This window comes from Streptomyces sp. NPDC059003 (assembly GCF_042740445.1).
Classification (GTDB): domain Bacteria; phylum Actinomycetota; class Actinomycetes; order Streptomycetales; family Streptomycetaceae; genus Streptomyces.
Genome location: NZ_JBHYJH010000011.1, coordinates 18433 through 36492 on the forward strand (window position 1 = coordinate 18433; position 18060 = coordinate 36492).

At 72.9% G+C, this 18060-nt stretch carries 13 protein-coding genes; 3 read left to right on the top strand and 10 right to left on the bottom strand.

Going from position 1 to position 18060, the window contains the following annotated elements; translation table 11 throughout:
• Window positions 1-95 precede the first annotated feature (95 nt).
• Both ACFWZ5_RS07570 and ACFWZ5_RS07575 read left to right on the top strand, forming a co-directional pair.
• Window positions 96-1601, top strand: coding sequence for an MFS transporter (locus tag ACFWZ5_RS07570; protein ID WP_384793296.1), 1506 nt, complete (start codon window positions 96-98; stop codon window positions 1599-1601).
• A 204-nt stretch (window positions 1602-1805) separates the two neighbouring features.
• On the top strand, window positions 1806-3635 hold the full coding sequence (locus tag ACFWZ5_RS07575; RefSeq protein ID WP_384793293.1) for an AMP-dependent synthetase/ligase: 1830 nt from the start codon (window positions 1806-1808) through the stop codon (window positions 3633-3635).
• 37 nt (window positions 3636-3672) lie between these two features.
• On the opposite strand, the gene ACFWZ5_RS07580 is transcribed toward ACFWZ5_RS07575, so the two are convergent.
• From ACFWZ5_RS07580 to pqqA, 8 genes are read right to left on the bottom strand one after another with little or no spacing between them, the layout of a single operon-like run.
• Window positions 3673-5223 carry a glycoside hydrolase family 28 protein gene (locus ACFWZ5_RS07580; RefSeq protein WP_384793290.1) on the bottom strand — a complete coding sequence of 517 codons (1551 nt, stop codon included), beginning with the start codon at window positions 5221-5223 and terminating at the stop codon, window positions 3673-3675.
• A gap of 59 nt (window positions 5224-5282) precedes the next feature.
• Window positions 5283-6401 (bottom strand): PQQ-dependent sugar dehydrogenase, encoded by a 1119-nt coding sequence (locus tag ACFWZ5_RS07585; RefSeq protein ID WP_384793287.1) that lies wholly within the window; start codon window positions 6399-6401, stop codon window positions 5283-5285.
• A 20-nt stretch (window positions 6402-6421) separates the two neighbouring features.
• Window positions 6422-8326, bottom strand: a complete 1905-nt coding sequence (locus ACFWZ5_RS07590) for a glycoside hydrolase family 105 protein (RefSeq protein ID WP_384890517.1) — start codon at window positions 8324-8326, stop codon at window positions 6422-6424.
• Entirely contained in the window at window positions 8323-9441 is a 1119-nt protein-coding gene (gene pqqE / locus ACFWZ5_RS07595) for a pyrroloquinoline quinone biosynthesis protein PqqE (RefSeq protein ID WP_384793284.1), read from the bottom strand. The genes ACFWZ5_RS07590 and pqqE overlap by 4 nt, the downstream gene beginning before the upstream one ends.
• Complete coding sequence (pqqD, locus tag ACFWZ5_RS07600; RefSeq protein WP_384793281.1) at window positions 9438-9710, bottom strand: pyrroloquinoline quinone biosynthesis peptide chaperone PqqD; 273 nt, start codon at window positions 9708-9710, stop codon at window positions 9438-9440. The genes pqqE and pqqD overlap by 4 nt, the downstream gene beginning before the upstream one ends.
• Window positions 9707-10582 (bottom strand): pyrroloquinoline-quinone synthase PqqC, encoded by an 876-nt coding sequence (gene pqqC / locus ACFWZ5_RS07605; protein ID WP_384890519.1) that lies wholly within the window; start codon window positions 10580-10582, stop codon window positions 9707-9709. Before pqqC ends, pqqD begins: the two co-directional genes overlap by 4 nt.
• Window positions 10583-10593: 11 nt before the next feature.
• Window positions 10594-11499 carry a pyrroloquinoline quinone biosynthesis protein PqqB gene (gene pqqB, locus ACFWZ5_RS07610; RefSeq protein WP_384793275.1) on the bottom strand — a complete coding sequence of 302 codons (906 nt, stop codon included), beginning with the start codon at window positions 11497-11499 and terminating at the stop codon, window positions 10594-10596.
• Between the two features lie 9 nt (window positions 11500-11508).
• The gene (gene pqqA / locus ACFWZ5_RS07615) at window positions 11509-11640 is read right to left on the bottom strand and encodes a pyrroloquinoline quinone precursor peptide PqqA (RefSeq protein ID WP_384793272.1); all 132 of its coding nucleotides are present in this window, start codon (window positions 11638-11640) and stop codon (window positions 11509-11511) included.
• Window positions 11641-11881: 241 nt separating this feature from the next.
• On the opposite strand from pqqA, the gene ACFWZ5_RS07620 reads away from it, so the two are divergent.
• Complete coding sequence (locus tag ACFWZ5_RS07620; protein WP_384890521.1) at window positions 11882-12754, top strand: aldo/keto reductase; 873 nt, start codon at window positions 11882-11884, stop codon at window positions 12752-12754.
• A 36-nt stretch (window positions 12755-12790) separates the two neighbouring features.
• Here ACFWZ5_RS07620 and ACFWZ5_RS07625 read toward each other — a convergent pair whose 3' ends face one another.
• Both ACFWZ5_RS07625 and ACFWZ5_RS07630 read right to left on the bottom strand, forming a co-directional pair.
• Window positions 12791-16957: a tetratricopeptide repeat protein gene (locus ACFWZ5_RS07625; RefSeq protein ID WP_384890523.1), complete on the bottom strand. Its 4167-nt coding sequence runs from the start codon at window positions 16955-16957 to the stop codon at window positions 12791-12793.
• On the bottom strand, window positions 16947-18059 hold the full coding sequence (locus ACFWZ5_RS07630; RefSeq protein ID WP_384793266.1) for an AAA family ATPase: 1113 nt from the start codon (window positions 18057-18059) through the stop codon (window positions 16947-16949). Before ACFWZ5_RS07630 ends, ACFWZ5_RS07625 begins: the two co-directional genes overlap by 11 nt.
• Window position 18060 lies beyond the last annotated feature (1 nt).

Genomic DNA, 18060 nt, shown 5'->3' on the forward strand with positions numbered 1-18060 from the left:
CGATCCACCGGAGCTGGCTCACGGTTTCGTCCGGCATCGCCTCATCGTACGAGGGCATCTTCACCTGTCACACATGGAGTACGAGGAGTTCGGCGATGCGTAAATGGGGACCGCTCATCGCGGTGTGCTTGGGCACGTTCATGCTGTTGCTCGACGTGACGATCGTGGTCGTGGCGCTGCCCGACATGGCGGGGGCGCTCGACGCCTCGCTGAGCGATCTGCAGTGGGTCATCGACGGCTACGCGCTGGCGCTCGCCGCGCTGCTGCTCGGCGTCGGCGCCGCAGCCGACGTCGTCGGCAGGCGCCGCGTGCAGATCGCGGGGACCGTCGTCTTCGCGCTCGCCTCGCTCGGCTGCGCCCTCGCGGCGGACGCGGAGCTCCTGGTGGCGGCGCGGGCCGCCCAGGGGCTCGGGGCCGCCGCGATGTTCGCGACGACGCTGCCGCTGCTCGGCGCCGCCTACCAGGGCAAGGACCGCTCGGTCGCGCTCGGCGTGTGGGGCGCGGTGAGCGGGGCCGCCGCCGCGCTCGGGCCGATCGTCGGCGGACTGCTCACCGAGGGGCCCGGCTGGCGCTGGATCTTCTTCGTGAACCTGCCGGTGAGCGTGGCCGCGGTGTGGCTGACGCTGCGTCTGCTCCCGGAGTCGAAGGGGACGGCGGGGCGCCGCGTCGACTGGGCCGGTACGGCGGCGTTCGCGCTGTTCGCGGGCGCGGTGACGTACGGCGTGGTGCGGGCCGGGTCGGTGGGCTGGGGGTCGGCGGCGACCGTCGTCACCTTCGCGGTCGCGGCGCTCGCGCTCGTCGCCTTCGTGGCCGTCGAGCGGCGCGTCGCGCACCCGCTCCTGGATCTGCGGCTGCTGCGCAAGCCCGCCTTCACGGGGGTGCTCGTCGGCGCGATCGGCTACAACGCGGCCGCGTTCGGGCTGCTGCCGTACGTCTCGATCTGGCTGCAGACGGTCCTCGGGATGAGCGCGGTGCGGGGCAGCCTCGCGCTGCTTCCGCTCGCCGGGATCTCCTTCGTCGTCGCGGCGGTCAGCGGCCGCCTGCTGCACGGCGCGCCCGCGCGGTACGTGATCGGGGGCGGGCTGCTCCTGATCGGCGGGGGCGGGCTCGCGCTCGCGGTGCTCGACGCCGGCTCGTCGTGGCCCGCGCTGATTCCGGGGCTCACGGTCACGGGCGTGGGCGCGGGCCTGGTGGCGCCGAGCCTCGCGGGCGCGGCCCTGGCGGCGGTGCCCCCGGCGAACGCGGGCATGGCGGGCGGGGCGGTCAACACGTTCCGGCAGCTCGGCTACGCGCTCGGCGTCGCCGTGTTCGGCACGGTCCTGACCTCCCGCATGCAGGACTCGCTCGGCCACGACGCGGCGCACACCGCGGCGGGCGGCGGCGCGGGCGCGCTGCGGGGAGCCTTCTCCGAGCACGCCGTGCGCGACGCCTTCGCGTCCGGCCTGAACGCCGCGGCGCTCACGGCGGGCGCCGTGGGGCTGGCCGCGGGCGTCGTGGTCCTGGTCATGGTCCGGACCAAGCGGACGGCCGTCGCAGGTCAGACGCCGTCCATGGCCGCCAAGGCACCCACACCTGCCCAGGAGGAGCGGATCGGGGCGTAACCCCCGCGTACAGATTCGGTGGAGATTACCGCACCGAAACTTACTCATCCGTCAGGAATCTGTCCGGCCTCTGCCCTTGTGGCCGCATTTCACCCGCTGACCTGTGACGATCGTGCCGTTTCCGGCGCTTGTCACCCCCCTCCCGCACGGGACTGGGGTGGGGTACCGTCACCGGCGCTGTGCGGAGCGCCACAAGGAGCACCATTGCGCGAGTTCACGAACCCTCCCCTGGCGTCGGCTCCGAGGGTGGGCGGCCTTGCCGACGCCGTCTTCGATCATGCCCTTGAGGATCCGGTCCGTGTCGTGCTCGCCCGCAAGGCGGACGAGGGGGACGGCGGCTGGCGCGACGTCACGTCCGCGGAGTTCCGCGACGAGGTCCTCGCGCTCGCCAAGGGGCTGCTCGCGCAGGGCGTGCGGTTCGGGGACCGGGTCGCCATCATGTGCCGCACCCGCTACGAGTGGACGCTGTTCGACTTCGCGCTGTGGACGGTGGGCGCGCAGGTCGTCCCGGTCTACCCGACGTCGTCGGCCGAGCAGGTCTTCTGGATGCTGCACGACGCGCAGGTCACGGCGGCGATGGTCGAGCACGAGGACCACGCCATGACGATCGGCTCGGTCGTCGACCGGCTGCCGCTGCTTCGCCGCCTGTGGCAGCTGGACGGCGACGCGGTGCGCGAACTCATGGACGCGGGCCGGGAGCTGGACGAGGAGGTCGTGCACCGGCACCGCCGCGCCGTCACGCCCGACTCGGTCGCCACCGTCATCTACACCTCGGGCACCACGGGCCGCCCCAAGGGCTGTGTGCTCACCCACGCGAACTTCATGTTCGAGGTGGACACCATGGTCGAGCGCTGGGAGCCGGTCTTCCACTCCAAGCGCGGCGACGAGGCGGCCACCCTGCTCTTCCTGCCGCTCGCGCACGTCTTCGGGCGCATGGTGCAGGTCGCGGCGGTGCGCGGCCGGGTCAAGCTCGGCCATCAGCCGAGCCTGAGCGCGGCGGCACTGCTCCCGGACCTCGCGGCGTTCAGGCCGACGTTCATCCTGGCCGTGCCGTACATCTTCGAGAAGGTCTTCAACGCGGCCCGGCGCAAGGCCGAACGCGAGGGCAGGGCGGGCGCGTTCGACAAGGCCGTGGAGGCGGCGGTGAAGTACGCCGACGCGATGGAGGCCAAGGCCTTCGGCACCGGGCCAGGACCGTCCGCGGCCCTGCGCATGCAGCACCAGGTCTTCGACAAGCTCGTCTACGCCAAGGTCCGCGAGGCGATGGGCGGCCGGGTGCGGCACGCGATGTCGGGCGGGTCCGGCATGGACCGGCGGCTCGGCCTGTTCTTCGCGGGCGCGGGCGTCACCGTCTTCGAGGGGTACGGCCTCACCGAGTCGACGGCCGCCGCGACCGCCAACCCGCCCGAGCGCACCCGCTACGGCACGGTCGGCCAGGCCATCCCCGGCACGACCGTGCACATCGCGGACGACGGCGAGGTCTGGCTGCGCGGCGGCCATGTCTTCCAGGGCTACCTCAACGACAAGAAGGCCACCGACGCGGCCCTGCACGACGGCTGGCTCGCCACCGGTGACCTGGGCGCCCTCGACGAGGACGGCTATCTCACGATCACCGGGCGCAAGAAGGAGATCCTGGTGACCTCCGGCGGCAAGAGCGTGTCCCCCGCACAGCTGGAGGAGCGGGTGCGCGACCACCCGCTGGTCGCGCAGTGCCTGGTCGTCGGCAACGACCGGCCGTACATCGCGGCGCTCGTCACGCTGGACGCCGAGGCCGTCGAACACTGGCTCGCCATGCGCCGCAAGCCGCCGATGACGCCCGCCGACCTTGTGCACGACCCCGACCTGGAGACCGAGGTGCGGCGGGCCGTGGTGGCCGCCAACACCCTGGTCTCGCAGGCCGAGTCGATCCGCACGTTCCGGATACTCGCCCATCAGTTCACCGAGGAGCACGGGCTGCTCACGCCGTCCCTGAAGCTGAAGCGCAAGGCGATCGAGCAGGCGTACGCGACGGAGGTCGAGGCGCTCTACCCCTGAGGGCCGCCTCCCTGAGGGCCGCCTCCCTGGGGGCCGTCTACCCCTGGGGCCCGCCCGCCGGGCGGGCGCCGCAGTTCTGGGTGGACCCGGTCTGGGTGACGCGCAGGGCGCCGCCGCTCGTGTTGGCGCTGTCCTTGACGCAGTAGCCGTTCGTCGACTGGAAGATCAGGTCGGCGGGGCTGTTGGAGCCGCGCTGCGCGGTGTACCGCTCGAAGCGGATGCCGGTGCTGTTGTTGGCGATGACGGCGGGCCGCCCGTCGTTCCCCGCGAACCGCACCTCGCTGTCGACGAACGTGACCCGGTCGGCCCGGCGCAGGTACCAGCCGTACGCGGGCCGCGTGCCGATGCTCTTCGGGTTGTAGTCGGTGGAGGTGTTGCTCGGCACGTCGGTGGACATGGTGCCGTTGCCGCCGGGGACCGTGATGTCGACGTTGGTGAAGGTCACGTCACGGATGCGGCTGGAGCCCGACTCGCCCCACAGGGTCGGCGAGAAGGCCGGGCTTGCGCCGGTGGCCTGGATGTTCGTGTACGTGATGTTGCTGATCGAGCCGACGCCCGGGTTGTTGCCGCAGCGCTTGCGGTTGCCGATCTTCTGCATGACCGGCGAGCGGACCCCGGTCATGGTGATGTCCTTGTAGTGCACGTCGGAGATCTTCGCTCCGTCCATGGACACCATGCCGAGCCCGGACTTGTCGGAGCCCTCGATCCTGATCCGCTCGAAGCGGTAGTCGGTGAAGTCGCCGCACGTCTCGGAGCCGAACATCAGGGCGTTGCAGCACCCGGCCGACAGATACGAGTCGCTCACCCGCACCCGCCCGTTGGGCAGCTTCGCGCCGAGCGCGTAGTCGCTCTTGAACGCGAGGGCGTCGTCGTTGGCGTCGAAGTGGGCGCGGGTGATGGTGACGTCGGTGGTGCTGATGATGTTCCAGCCGTCGCGGTCCATCGCCGTGTCGAGGGTGAGCCGGTCGGAGACGACGTCGTCGCAGCCGTTGATGAGGGCCGCGAAGTGGCCGCCCTCGCGCAGCGTGAGGCCGTCGCCGATGCGCAGGCCCTTGCACCGCGTCAGCGAGATGATCTTGTCGGCCTCGCCGGACTTCGGATTGCCGGTGATCAGGGCGCCGTCGCCGTCGATGACACCCTCGCCGACGAAGGCGACGTTGCTCAGCCGGTCGCCGTGGATCATGGCGTTGTGGAAGTGGCTGTGGCCGTAGTCCTGGTAGTCGTCCCACTCGTTGGGCTCGGGCGGGTCGTAGTCGTCGGCGCCGCTGCCGGACAGGGTGGCGCCCTTGTCCAGCTGGAGCGTCACGTCGCTCTTCATGTGCAGCGTGTTCTTCGACTCGTACGTGGCTCCGCCCGGGAACCGCACGGTGCCGCCGCCCGCCCGGTTGGCCGCGTCGACGGCCTTCTGGATGGCGGGCGTGTCGTTGCTCGAGCCGTCGCCCTTGGCGCCGTAGTCACGGACGTTGAACTCGGCGGCCGGGGACTGCTGTTGAGCGGGGGCCGGGACGGCGGTGGCCCCAGGGGTGACCCCCGCAAGCCCCGCTGAGGCGAGTGCTCCAGCCACCAGGAATACAGAGAGACGTCGCATGATCCTCCTTCACGAGGTGTGGGGCTTGCGGGAGTTGACGCGCGGGCGGGCGGGTCGTGTCAGCCGATGTTCACGCGGAAGATCTTGTCCGCGCCGTCCGGCTGCCCGCCGTTGTTGTCGGCGTTGGTCGTCGACAGCCACAGGCTCTTGGCGCCCGGCACGGCCGTCACCGAGCGCAGGCGACCGTACTGGCCGACGTAGTAGGCCTTGGCGGTACCGACGTTCTCGTTGGCGGCGTTGATGGGGATGCGCCACAGGCGTGTGCCCTTGAGCGCCGCCATGTAGACCGCGCCGTCGACGACGGCGACACCGCTCGGTGAGGCCTCGGCGACGCCCCAGGTCTTCTTCGGGTTGGTCATCCCGGCGACGTTGCAGTTCCCCTCGCACGTCGGCCAGCCGTAGTTCGCGCCGGGCTTGATCAGGTTCAGCTCGTCCCTGGTGGCGTCGCCGAGCTCGGCCTCCCACAGGCGGCCCTGCGGGTCGAAGGCGATGCCCTGCGGGTTGCGGTGGCCCAGGCTGTAGACGAGCGTGCCGAAGGGGTTGCCGGGCGCGGGTCTGCCGTCGCGGGTCATGCGCAGGATCTTGCCGTTGAGGGAGTTCTTGTCCTGCGCGAGCGGCCGGTCCTGGGCGTCGCCCGTGGTGGCGTACAGATACCCGTCGGGGCCGAAGGCGAGCCGGCCGCCGTTGTGGTAGCGGGCCTTCTTGATGCCCTTGACCAGGACCGTGTAGCCGCCGAGCGAGGAGCCGTCGTACGTCATGCGCGCGATCCGGTTGCCCTCGGACGAGGTGTGCATGACGTACACGTAGTGGTTGCTGTCCCACTGCGGGTCGACCGCGATGCCCATGAGGCCGCCCTCGCCGCCCGTCGTCTGGGACTCGGGCACCTTCCCCAGTTGCTTCTTGGTGGCGCCGTCGGCCGACACCGACCACACGCGGAAGTCATCGCGCTCGGTGACCAGGGCGGACGTGCCGCCGGGCAGCCAGGCGGTGCCCCACGGTATGGTCCAGCCGGTCGAGATGGTCTTGATGCCGGTGGGTTCGCCGGCCGGTCCCGCGGGGGCCGCGGACACCGGCGGGACGTACGCCACAAGCCCCGCCGCCACGGCGGCGGCCGGGGCGAGGGCGACCCGACGGGCCACGCGCCCTCTGAACCGGCTGCTGTTCCTGCTGTCGTGCACGAATACCTCCAGGTGGGGGGTCACACGAGCTGGTAGGCCCGCATGTCGGTCAGGAGCATGTACGTGTTCTGCAGCGAGCCCGAGGTGTCGCCGAGGGAGCGGTAGATGCCCCACTTGGGGCGCACACGGTCCGCGAGGAAGGTGTCCACGCCCGTCTTCGACTTGTCGATGACCGTCGTGGCGCCGCTCTTGAGGATCCAGCGCACGGATCCTGACGAACCGTCACCGATCTTGATCTGGAAGTCCACGTCGGTCCACTGGTCGTGCAGCGGCTCCAGGTCGGTGCGGCCGACCAGGATGTCGTCACCGAAGATCTTCAGCTCGATGGTCTGCCTGCCGCCGACGCGGCGCAGCGACTGCACCACGATCGGGGCGCTGCCGGTGCCGGGCTGCTTCATCTGCATGATGTGCGTGAACGAGGTCGTCGCCTTGAGCGAACTCGGCACGTACATGCGGTAGGTGAGCCGCCAGGTCTGCCCCTTCTGCCACTTCAGGTACGCGTCGCCGTTGCGGCAGCCGGTGACCTCCTGGCGCTGGCGGTCGTCCATGGTGTCGCGGTCGACGGTGTGCATGTCGAAGCGGAAGGTGTCGCCGTCGGCGCGGATGTGCGGCTTGGCCGCCGGGTGCGAGCCCGCGCGGTCGTCCTCCAGGGTCTCGAAGGCGCGGGTGCCGACGTCGCGGGCGGACGGGGACCAGCGAAGGCGCCACTCGTCGGCCGGGGCCTGTGCGGTGGCCGGCTTCGCCTTCCGCAGCTGCTCGTTCATGATGAGGAAGGCGCCGAGGCCGTGGAAGTCATTGGTCTGGCGCGGCCGGGCGACATAGAAGGCGTAGTCGCCGACGTTCGTGCCGATGGAGATGTCGGTGAGGTTGGTGCGCCCGTCCGTTCCGAGCGAGATCTTCTGCAGGACGCCGCGGTAGCCGCGCCGCGCGACGGCCTCGTACGACGGGGCGACGTAACCCTGCTCGGCGGCGCGCGAGAGCGCGAAGGTGAACATGCTGGAGCAGGACGTCTCGGTCCAGTTCCCTTCCTTGCCGCCCTTGTCCGCGACCTGGAACCAGCGGCCGGTGGCCGGGTCCTGGGCGCGCGCGATGCCCGCGGCCAGCTTCTGCACGGTGCGCAGGAGTTCGGCGCGCCCGGGCTGTGCCTTCGGGGTGGCGTCGAGGACGTTCACGGCGGCCATGGAGTACCAGCCGATGGCGCGGCACCACTGCTCGGGGGCGCGCCCGGTCTCCTTGTCGGCCCACGCCGCGGTGCGCGACTCGTCGTACGCGTGCTGGAACAGGCCGTTGTCCGCCTGGAGGTGGCGGGCGTAGGTGTTCAGCTGCGCGACGGCCTCGCGGTCGGTGTACGCCTCGTCATCGAACTCCTTGCCGTACTCGACGAGGAACGGGGTCACCATGTAGACGCCGTCCGACCACAGCTGGTGGGCGCGGCTCGCGGTGTCGGCGTGCCAGAAACCGCCGTCCTGCGTGCGCGGGTAGGTGTTCAGGCGCGCGCGGATCTTGGCGGCGGCGATCCGGTAGCGGTCCTGCCCGGTCTCGTGGTGCAGGACCGTGAGCAGCCGCCCCGCCTGCATGCTGTCGAGGTTGTTGAACTTCTGCCCGATGGACCCGTCCTTGTCGACGAAGCGGTCGACGTAGCTCTTGATGTACGTCAAGTAGCGCTCGTCGTGCGTGCGTCGGTACGTGAGGTACTGGCCGTAGAGGTAGAGCCCGACGGGGTACGACCAGCCGCCGATGGACGCCGGTGTGTGCCGGGCCATGGTGGACTCGACCAGGGCGACGGACCAGTCCGTGTCCGGCGCCCGGTCCGACGCGGCGCGTGGCGCCGGTGTCCGCCCGGCGGCCGGGGCCGGGGCGGAAAGGCCCGCCACCACGGTCAGGGCGAGCGCGCCCGTCAGCAGGGACATCCGCAGCCGTTTCATGATCCTCCCTCGCGGTAGGCGTAGCCGCCCGTGGTGGGCGCGGGCCCGTGCGCGGCCTCGACGAGGGCGCGGACGAGGCCGTGGTCGGGCGAGCGGTGGCAGGCGGGGTCCGTGCGCGCGGCGTCGCCGGTGAGGGCGAAGGCCTGGCAGCGGCAGCCGCCGAAGTCGACGGCGCGCAGCTCGCAGGAGCGGCACGGCTCCGCCATCCAGGACTCGCCCCGGTAGCGGTTGAAGGCGTCCGACTCCCGCCAGATCCACACGAGTCGGTGGTCCCGCACGTTCGGCGCGGCGGAGCCGAGCAGGTCCGCGGCGGCCGGGCAGGGCAGCACCGTGCCGTCGGGCGCGACGGTCAGGGACACCGCGCCCCAGCCGCCCATGCACGGCTTGGCGGTGGCGTCGACGTAGTCCGGGGCGACCCAGACCAGCTCCATGCGCCCGCCGAGCCGCGCCCGCCAGCGCTCGACGGAGGTGCGGGCGCGGGCGACCTGGTCGGGGTCCGGGAGCAGCGCGTCGCGGTTGCGCAGGGCCCAGCCGTAGAACTGGGTGTTGGCGAGCTCGATCCGGTCGGCGCCCCAGGCGAGGCCGAGCTCCACCAGGGCGTCGAGCGCGTCCAGGTTGGCGCGGTGCAGCACGGCGTTGAGCCCGAGCGGCAGGCCCGCGTCGCGGACCAGGCGGGCCGCCCGCTCCTTGGCGGTGAACGCCCTTGCCCCGGCGATGAGGTGAGCCTTGGCCGGGTCGGCGTGCTGCACGGAGAGCTGCACGCTGCGCAGGCCCGCGTCGACGAGCGAGGCAAGGCGCGCCTCGGAGAGGCCGACGCCGCTCGTCACCAGCTGCGTGTGGATCCCGGCGCCGTCGGCGGCCGCGACGATCCCTGGCAGGTCCCTTCGGAGCAGCGGTTCGCCACCGGACAGATGGGTCTGCACGACGCCGAGGTCGGCGGCCTGCCGCAGCACGTCGGCCCACTCGTCGGCGGTCAGCTCCACTGACCGACCAACCAGTTTGACGGGGTTGGAGCAATAGGCGCAGCGCAGCGGGCAGCCGTGGGTGAGCTCGGCGAGCAGCGCCCAGGGCGGCGCGGGCCCCCGCCCCGTCGGCGGGCCGCCGTCCCCGGTCACCGCAGCCACCCTTCCTCGCGCAACTGCTCCAGGAACACCGGGACTTCGACGGCGACCGGTGCGCCCGGGTGCCGCCGCGCGAGCTCCGCCACGATGGCGTCCACGTCGCGCTCGCCGTCGCACAGCGCCACGATGCTGCCGGCCGCGCCCCGCAGCACCACGACGCGCTCCGGCAGCACCAGCAGGTCCACCCCGCGCACCCGGTCGTGCCGGAGCAGCACGGACCGGTGGAGCGCGGGCCGCCAGTCGAGCCGTACGAGATCGCTCATGACGCCGCACCGCCCGCGCTCTGATCCGCACCCTGATCGGCTCCTTGGCACGCACCCCTGTCCGCACCTTGGTCCGCACCCCTGTCCGCACCTTGGCCCGCACCCTGGTCCGTGCCTCGGTCCACGGCGTCGAGCAGCGACCACAGCACGTCGCACTTGAAGGAGAGCGCGGCGACGGCCCGCTCCTGCTGCGCGCGGGTCCTGGCCCAGGCTCGGACGAGGCCGAGGGCCTCCTGCCCGTCCCGGCCGCCCTGCGCGACGCGGCCACGGAAGTAGGTGAGGCCTTCCGGGTCGATCCACGGATAGTGCCGCTCGAACGCGGCGATGCGCGTGCGCATCAGGTCCGGCGCGGAGAGCTCGGTGAGCGAGGCGGCGACGGCGTCGAGCGCGGGCCTCAGGCGGCAGAAGTTGACGTAACCGTCGACGGCGAGCCGCACGCCCGGCAGCACCCGGGAGGCGTCCCGCAGCTCCTCGCGGGCGATGCCCGCCGCCTCGCCGAGCCGCAGCCACCGCTCGATGCCGCCCTCGCCGTCGCGCTCCCCGTCGTGGTCCCTGATGCGGCGCACCCAGCCCCGGCGCAGCGCGGGGTCGTCGAACTTCGCGAGGATCAGGGCGTCCTTGACGGGGATGTGGCGCTGGTAGTGGAAGCGGTTGGCGATCCAGCGGCGCAGCTCCTCGCGGGTCAGGGCGCCTTCGTGCATGCGTACGTTGAAGGGGTGGCGGTCGTGGTAGCGGGCGGCGGAGACGGCGCGCAGGCGGTCGGTGAGCTCGTCGGCGCTCCAGGGGGCGCGCTCGTCGGGCGTCCCGTCGGGCGTCTCGCCGGGCACAGTGGGCGTGGGGGGCGTGGGGGGCGTGGGGGGCGTGGGGGTCATGACGGTCATGCTCACAGCTCGATCACCATCCGGTCCGCGGCGACTTCGAGCCCCCACTCAGCGAGCTGCTTGTGCTGCTCGGCGTGCGGGTCCCCGAGTGGGTTGGTGTTGTTCAGATGCGTGTACAGGGCCCGGCCGGGGAGGCGGGCGAGCCGCTGGGCGGTGCCGCCGGGGCCGGTGACGGGCAGATGACCCATGCCGGTGGCGGTCTTCCGGGAGAACCCGGCACGCCGGGGTTCGTCGTCGTCCCAGAAGGTCCCGTCGACGATCACGACGTCGGCCGCGCGGGCGGCGGCGTCGAAGGCGTCGGACCAGACGGCGAGGGCGGGGGCGTAGAGGAGGGTGCGGCCGGTGCCCGTGTCGCGCAGGCGCAGGGCGACGGACCAGGTGGGCGCCTCGGGTGCGGCCCCGGCGGCGTACCGCGGCCGTTTGGCCGAAACCGGAACCGCGCTCACCGACAGCGCGGAGCCGTCGTCCAGCGGCGCGCCCGCCTCCGTGAGTTCGCGCCAGCGGATCGAGGTGTACGGGGCGAGGACGGCCGCGAGGCCGAGCCGTTCGCGGACGGCGTCCCGCACCGGTGCCGTCGCGAGGACGTCCACGCCGTCGCGGGCCTCGCGCAGGCGGGCGATGCCGAGGGTGTGGTCGAGTTCGGCGTCGGTGAGGACGACGCCGGCGAGCGGTGAGCGGCGCGCGTCGGCGCCGGTGGGGGGCAGCAGTTCGGGGCAGGCCTCGATCTGCTCGCCGAGGTCGGGGGTCGCGTTGACGAGGTACCAGCGGTCCGTGCCCGCGCGGACCGCGAGCGAGGCGTGCCGACGGCGCCGCCCGGGGTGGGCGCGCGCCCCGGTGCAGCCGGGGCACGCGCAGTTCCACTGGGGCAGTCCGCCGCCCGCCGCGGTGCCGAGCACCTGCAGCAGCATCGGACGTCGCTACCGGTCGGCGAGGCGGTACGCGGTGACCTCCAGCGAGGTCTCGACGACCGTGTACTCGGGGGTCTGCCAGGCCGTGGAAGCACTCCCGTCGGAGGTGAGCTCCGACGTCTCCTGCTCGTGGGTGTTCATCTGGGCGTCCCTGCCTTCCTGAAAAAGTGGGGGTTCAGGAGCCGCTGAGGCAGGCGTCCGCCAGGGGGCGTAGGGTGTTCACATGGATGGCCTGCGTTCAGTGACGTGCAACAGAGTCGCGGCATGATGGGACGCGGTCAATGGTTCGGACCGATAAGGTCGGAGCTATATCTGGCCATTCTGGGGGCTCGCGCGGCCTGGATCTTCACCAGGAATGCGGCCGGGCCCCTGATCGTTGACGATGGACGTATCACCCGACGACGTTAAGGATCGAGAGCTCGTGAGCAAGGTCCCCCCGATCATCCTGAACAACGGCATCGAGATGCCGCAGCTCGGCTACGGCGTCTGGCAGGTGCCGGACGACGAGGCGGAGCGGGCGGTGGCGACGGCGCTGGAGTCCGGGTACCGCAGCATCGACACGGCGGCCGTCTACGCGAACGAGGAGGGCACGGGCAAGGCCATCGCCTCCTCCGGCATCGCCCGCGAGGAGCTCTTCGTCACGACGAAGCTCTGGAACAACGCGCAGGGGTACGACGCCACGCTCCAGGCGTTCGACACCTCCCTCGGCAAGCTCGGCCTCGACTACGTCGACCTGTACCTGATCCACTGGCCGATGCCGAACAAGGACACCTACGTCGACACGTACAAGGCCTTCGAGAAGATCCTCGCCGACGGCCGCGCCAAGTCCATCGGCGTCTCCAACTTCCTGCCGGAGCACCTGGAGCGCCTCATCGACGCGACGTCGGTGATCCCCGCCGTCAACCAGATCGAGCTGCACCCCCACCTCCAGCAGCGCGCGGCCCGCGAGTACCACGCGGAGCAGGGCATCGCCACCGAGGCCTGGTCTCCGCTCGGCCAGGGCAAGGGCCTCCTCGAGGTCCCCGCGATCGTCGCGATCGCCCAGAAGCACGGGCGCACCCCGGCACAGGTCGTCCTGCGCTGGCACCTCCAGCTGGGGAACGTGGTCATCCCCAAGTCGGTGACCCCGTCCCGCATCAAGGAGAACATCACGGTGTTCGACTTCGAGCTCGACCCGGAGGACATGGCGGCGATCAGCGCGCTGAACGAGGACCGCAGGATCGGCCCCGACCCGGCGGAGTTCCACTTCGCGTAAGCCACCGTACGCTCGGCCCCCGCGGCCTCAGGCGGTTCACGGCCCGCCTGCGCCCTCCCCTTCGGAGTGGCGCAGGCGGGCCAGCTCCTTTTGTACGGACCGGGTTTCCGGGTGGTCGCGGCCCAGGGCCTTGGTGAGCCCGGCGAGGGCCACGGTCAGGAGGCCGAACGCGGGCGACAGAGTGCCCGCGACCGTCAGGGCAATCGCGAGGTTCCTCCTGGCCCGGTGGGTGTCGAGGGCGTCGTCCCCGGACAGGGCCGCGCGGGCTTCCAGGGCCTGCTCGTACAGGGGGACCGCTCGCTCCGGGTCCCCCGCCCGCAGGCGCACACCGGCCAGGTCGTCCATCAGCGCACAGGTCTCCGGATGCCCGGGGCCGAGGACCCGCTCGCTGTCGGCGAGGGCCTCCCGCAGCAGGGGTTCGGCCCGGTCGAGGTCGCCCTCGTCGCGGTAGGCGCGGGCGAGCCGGGCGCGGGAGCGCAGGGTGTCGGGGTGGTCGTAGCCCAGCTTGGCCATGCGCCCGGCCAGCGTGCGCTCGTACATCGGCACCACGCGGTCCGCCGTGGCGTCCGTGAGGCCGTACATCCGGGCCAGGTCGTCCTGTGCGTCGAAGGTACGGGGGTGGTCGGGCCCGAAAGTCCGGGTGCAGCCCTCGACCAGCGCCTGCTGCAGGAGCATGGCCTGGGCCGCGTCGCCCTGCTCCGCCCGGGCCGCGGCCACGAGCTTCTGGATGGCCAGGGTGTCCGGGTGGTCGGGGCCGAGCACGTGACGGCAGCGCTTCAGGGTGCGCTCGAACGCGGGCATGGCGCGCTCGCGGTCGCCCACCCTCCAGTACGCCTGGGCGAATGCCGCCCGCACCCTCAGCGTGTCGGGGTCGTCCTCCCCCAGTTCGGCGGCGTAGGCGGCCAGCGTCCGCTCGCACAGCGCGATCGCCTCGTCCCACCGCCCCTGTTCGAGCAGCACGGCCACCAGGCCCAGGAACAGCGGAAGCGCCTCGTCGTGGTCCGCGCCCGGGTCCGGGTCCACTCCGGCGAGCGTCTCCTCGTAGAGACGGCGTGCCGCTTCGACGTCGCCCATCTCCCCGTAGGCGTCGGCCAGTCGCGCCGCCGCCCGGAAGGACTTGGGGTCCCTGGGGCCCGACACGCGCCGGCGCACGGCCAGGGCCTGGTCCAGCCGGCCGACGGCCTGGCGGAACTGCCCCTGGGTCAGGACGAATTCGCCCGCCCTCTCGAGCAGGAGCACGTCGGAGTCGTCGCCCTGCGGTCCGGAGCGGGCGAGATACGCGTCGATGTGCGGCAGCAGCGCCCGCAGGCCGGGCCAGGTGTCGGGGTCGTCGGCGGGGTCGCCGGGCAGCGCTTCGACCAGGCAGGAGTACGCGGTGAAGCGCGCGGCCCCGCCCTCGGGGAACTCACCCGCTACGCGGGCCACGGCCTGCAGCACGGGGTGCACTGAGACGGTATCGGCGTCCAGAGTGATGAGGCTGCGGGACGCGAGCCTGCCCAGGGACGCGGTCACCTCGGAGTAGCCGCCGAGGGACAGCGGCAGGGTGCGCGGGATGCCGTCGGGGGCGTACCAGGCGAGGACCAGCAGGATCCTGACCGCCAGCGGATCGTCGAGGTCGGCCAGGGCATCGCTCAGGACGCGGGCCACGCTCGCCCCGCCGACTTCGCTCGTGTACAGCACGGCCGGGTCGTTCTCCAGCATGGTCGCGTAGTCCCCGGGCGAGACATACGCCTGCGCGCAGTACGCGGCCGCCTGCTCCACCGCGAGCGGGAGGCAGCCGAGCTCCCCGCACAGCCGGTCCGTGTCGTCGGCCGCCGTGCTCTCGCCGACGATCCGCTGGAACAGGTCGACCGCTTCCGGGCGTTCGAGCACGTCGAGGGTCTGGGTCCGGGCCAGGGTGTGCCAGCCGGTGCGGCGGCGGCTGGTGATGAGGAAGCGGCCACCGGCGCCCGTGCGGGCGAGCAGCTCCCCCACGTGGGCCGGGTCCCGCACGTCGTCGAGGATCAGGAGCCAGTCCTGGTGCGCGGCGAGCCACTGGAGGATCCACTCGCGGCGCAGGTCGCGGAACTCGTCGCCCCTGAGGGGTGGGTGGAGCGCGACGGCGAGGTCCGCGAGCCCCAGCTCCGGGGACTCCGGCGAGTCCGCCTTCAGCCACCACAGGGGCGCGTACGCCGCGTAGTGGCTCGCCGCCCACGCCCCGACGAGCGCCGACTTCCCCACCCCGGGCATGCCGAGCACCACGAGCGGCGAGCCCAGCTCGTCCGCGTCCAGCGCGAGCTCCAGCTCGTGGAGCCGGCGCTCACGCCCGACGAAGAGCCGCGCCCTGGGGAAGCTCCGCAGCGCCGCTGGCGGCGGCACCAGATCGGGCGGGGTGAGGGCCGTGGGCGCGGACGGCCCCACCGTGTGCGCCCGTACCTCGGACGCGGCCGTGACCACGATGTCGCGGTCCCCGACCACCAAGTCGTGGTCCCCGGCCACCAGTTGTCCGCCGTCCGAGATGCGCACGGTCGGCCTCGGTGTCTCCGACACCTCGATCGCCACCCCCCGCAGCACCCCGAGGGCCTCCTCGCTCACGAGCGCGAAGGGCCGGCCCGCGTCGCCCAGCTTCCGCGTCCCCGTGCCCGCTTCGACGGGTACGACGGCACGGAAGGCGTGGGCCGCCGCGCCCTCGTGGCGCTGGATCTCATCGCCGATGCGGGTCAGCGTCTCGGCGACGGCGAGGGACTCGGGGCGCGGCAGGGTCTCCAGGAGGGCGCCGCGGGCCCCCGGCACGAAGTCGTACAGGTCCCGCTGGGCGTCGACGGGTTCCAGGAGGCCGCTGAGCAGGACCTCCGCGAGGTCGCTCGGCCGGGAGTGCGGGGTGACGCAGCGCTGGATGAGGCGCATCACCGGCAGTGCGGGCACCGAGAGGGCGACGTGCGCGGCGAGGTCGGCGGCCGTGGGCGAGGCGGCCGACTGGAAGCGGAGCACGCGGTCGGCGACGGGCAGATCGCCCTCGATGGTGAGGGGTTCGGGGTGCGCGAGCACGCGCGGCGACACGTAGGTGACGGCCGTGTCGCGGTGGTGGTCGCCCGACGCGGTGACGAGGCCCACCCAGTCGGCGAGCCAGTCGGGCGCGAGTTCCAGGACGGGGACGGGGGCGGCGTCGGCGGGGCGGGGGGCGCGGCCGTCGTGCGGGGTGAAGCGGAGCGCCGTGTTGGGGGCGCCCGCGCGGGACGCGATGGCCGCGCCGGGGACGGCGGGCGCGGCGGTGCGGCGCCACAGGCGCTCGGGCAGGGGCTGGAGGACGGCGGTGGGGCCGCGCTTCGCCCAGGCGTGCAGGACGGGCCCGGCGAGCCCCGCCCACCAGTGCGGGCCCGAGCAGTCGCCGAGGACGAGCGTCACCTGACGGCCCGTCGGGTCGGTCAGGGCATCCGGGGGCAGGAGGGGGCTGTGCGGGGACGAGCGGATGCCGAGACGTGAACTCCTGGGCTGGGGATGCCGATTGGGCACACCGGCGCCTGCCGGGTCGGCGTCCGTCGAGCCGGTGTCCGACGAGCCGGTGTCCGTCAGATGCCAGACCCGCACGTCCCGGAACGCCCCGGTCCGCTGCATCGCGTCCCGCAGCTCGCGCACCAGCGGCCGCCACACCGCCATCGCGGGCCCGGTGTCGACGACCAGGGCGAGGCTCAGCCAGCGGTCGGTGACCGGCACCATGACCGGCGCCCACGGGTGCGGTCCGCGCCGGGACGCCGCGCGGGTGGCGGTGGCGTCCTCGTCGAGGGTGCGGCGGCGGGGGTCGGGGACGCGGCGCTTGAGGGGGCGCAGGGCGCGCTGGACGGCCAGTTCGTCGCGCAGGGTGCGCGGCGCGGGGACGAGGAGTTCGGCGGCGTCGGTGCCGGGGAGCCCGGTGCCGCGCGGAATGTGGAGGGGGCGGGCGGCCGGGGCGGGTGCGGGCTCGGGAGCCTCTTTTGGGCCTGCGGTACGCGGCGTGAGGGCCCCGGCCTGGTTCCCTTCGACAGCCGTTCCCAGCGGCACGGACATGCCCGCCCGCTGCGTTCCGACGCCGGGGAACGAGGCAGCCGGGCTCGTGCCACGCGGCGGGTCCTCCTCACCGGGGCCACGCGGCAACCGTTCCGCGAGCCACAGCATCTCCGCGAGCTCCAGCGGAGTGACCGGCGGCCCGAGGGCGTTCAGGGTGTCCCGGAGGCGGTCAATCGTCATCGGTGCGCGCCTCACCGCTGAGGAAGGGCATCACCTGGTCGGCGAGGGCCAGGATGTCGACGGGCGGCTCGCGCAGCGCGGCGTGGTGGCACATGTAAATGGCGTTGAGCAGCTGGTCGTTGGCGAGCAGCCCGCCGCCGCGCCGCTCGAAGAAGCGCTGGACGACGTCCCGCGCGCCGTCGGGGAGCTCCCCGTCCCCGCCCCCGACGACCCCGCTGAGATGCGCACGGACGATCGCCGTCAGCTCGGCGGTGCTCGTGGGCTGCTTCAGGTCGACGGTGACGCAGCGGCGCAGGAACGCGGGCGGGAACTCCCGCTCGCCGTTGCTGGTCATGACGACCAGCGGGAAGGCGCGGCAGGTCACGGTGCCCTGACGGATCTCGACGCGGTCGGTGGTGCTGTCGGCGGTCATGACCTTGGCGGTGGGCTCCGCGCGCCGGGCCAGCTCGACCAGTTCGTACGAGCCCTTCTCGAAGATGGTGAGGAGGTCGTTGGGCAGGTCGATGTCACTCTTGTCGATCTCGTCGATCAGGAGGACCCGAGGGTGCTCGTACGGCAGCAGCGCGGTGCCGAGGGGGCCGAGGCGGAGGTAGTCGCCGATGTCGTCGCCGGGGCCCTGGGAACGGTCGGAGCCCGGGGAGCCGTCGGGGCCCGGCGAGCCGTCGGCGTGTTCGCGCCGCGCCCGCTCGGCGGCGTACAGGCGCGTCAGCGGGTCGTACTCGTACAGGCCGTCCCGCAGCGTCACCCGGCTGGTGATGGGCCAGTGCAGCACCTTGCCGAGGCCGAGCTCGCGGGCGACGGCGTGGGCGAGCGTGGACTTGCCGGTGCCGGGGGCGCCGGTGACCAGGAGCGGGCGGCGCAGGTAGAGGGCGGCGTTGACCTGGCGTACGGCGGCGGCGCTCGGCCGGTAGCTGGCCGCCGCGTGCTCGTGGGCGAGGTCGGGGGCGGGCGGGGGCAGGACGGGGCCGCCGGTGAAGTCCCGCCAGGGCGGGGGCGGGGGCAGCGTGGCGATCCCGTCGTGCGGGTCGCGGTCGCCCAGGTACACATGCCAGGTCGCGCCCTCGGCGGCGGTCGCGTCGGCGGCGGGTCCGGGTGGGGCCATC

Excerpts from the sequence above, each read along its gene's own strand:
- pqqC (WP_384890519.1), bottom strand. The coding sequence starts at position 10,582 with ATGACCCCCACGCCCCCCACGCCCCCCACGCCCCCCACGCCCACTGTG.
- ACFWZ5_RS07625 (WP_384890523.1), bottom strand. The coding sequence starts at position 16,957 with ATGACGATTGACCGCCTCCGGGACACCCTGAACGCCCTCGGGCCGCCG.
- ACFWZ5_RS07570 (WP_384793296.1), top strand. The coding sequence starts at position 96 with ATGCGTAAATGGGGACCGCTCATCGCGGTGTGCTTGGGCACGTTCATG.
- ACFWZ5_RS07580 (WP_384793290.1), bottom strand. The coding sequence starts at position 5,223 with ATGCGACGTCTCTCTGTATTCCTGGTGGCTGGAGCACTCGCCTCAGCG.
- ACFWZ5_RS07590 (WP_384890517.1), bottom strand. The coding sequence starts at position 8,326 with ATGAAACGGCTGCGGATGTCCCTGCTGACGGGCGCGCTCGCCCTGACC.
- pqqD (WP_384793281.1), bottom strand. The coding sequence starts at position 9,710 with ATGAGCGATCTCGTACGGCTCGACTGGCGGCCCGCGCTCCACCGGTCC.
- pqqA (WP_384793272.1), bottom strand. The coding sequence starts at position 11,640 with ATGAACACCCACGAGCAGGAGACGTCGGAGCTCACCTCCGACGGGAGT.
- pqqB (WP_384793275.1), bottom strand. The coding sequence starts at position 11,499 with ATGCTGCTGCAGGTGCTCGGCACCGCGGCGGGCGGCGGACTGCCCCAG.
- ACFWZ5_RS07630 (WP_384793266.1), bottom strand. The coding sequence starts at position 18,059 with ATGGCCCCACCCGGACCCGCCGCCGACGCGACCGCCGCCGAGGGCGCG.
- ACFWZ5_RS07620 (WP_384890521.1), top strand. The coding sequence starts at position 11,882 with ATGGACGTATCACCCGACGACGTTAAGGATCGAGAGCTCGTGAGCAAG.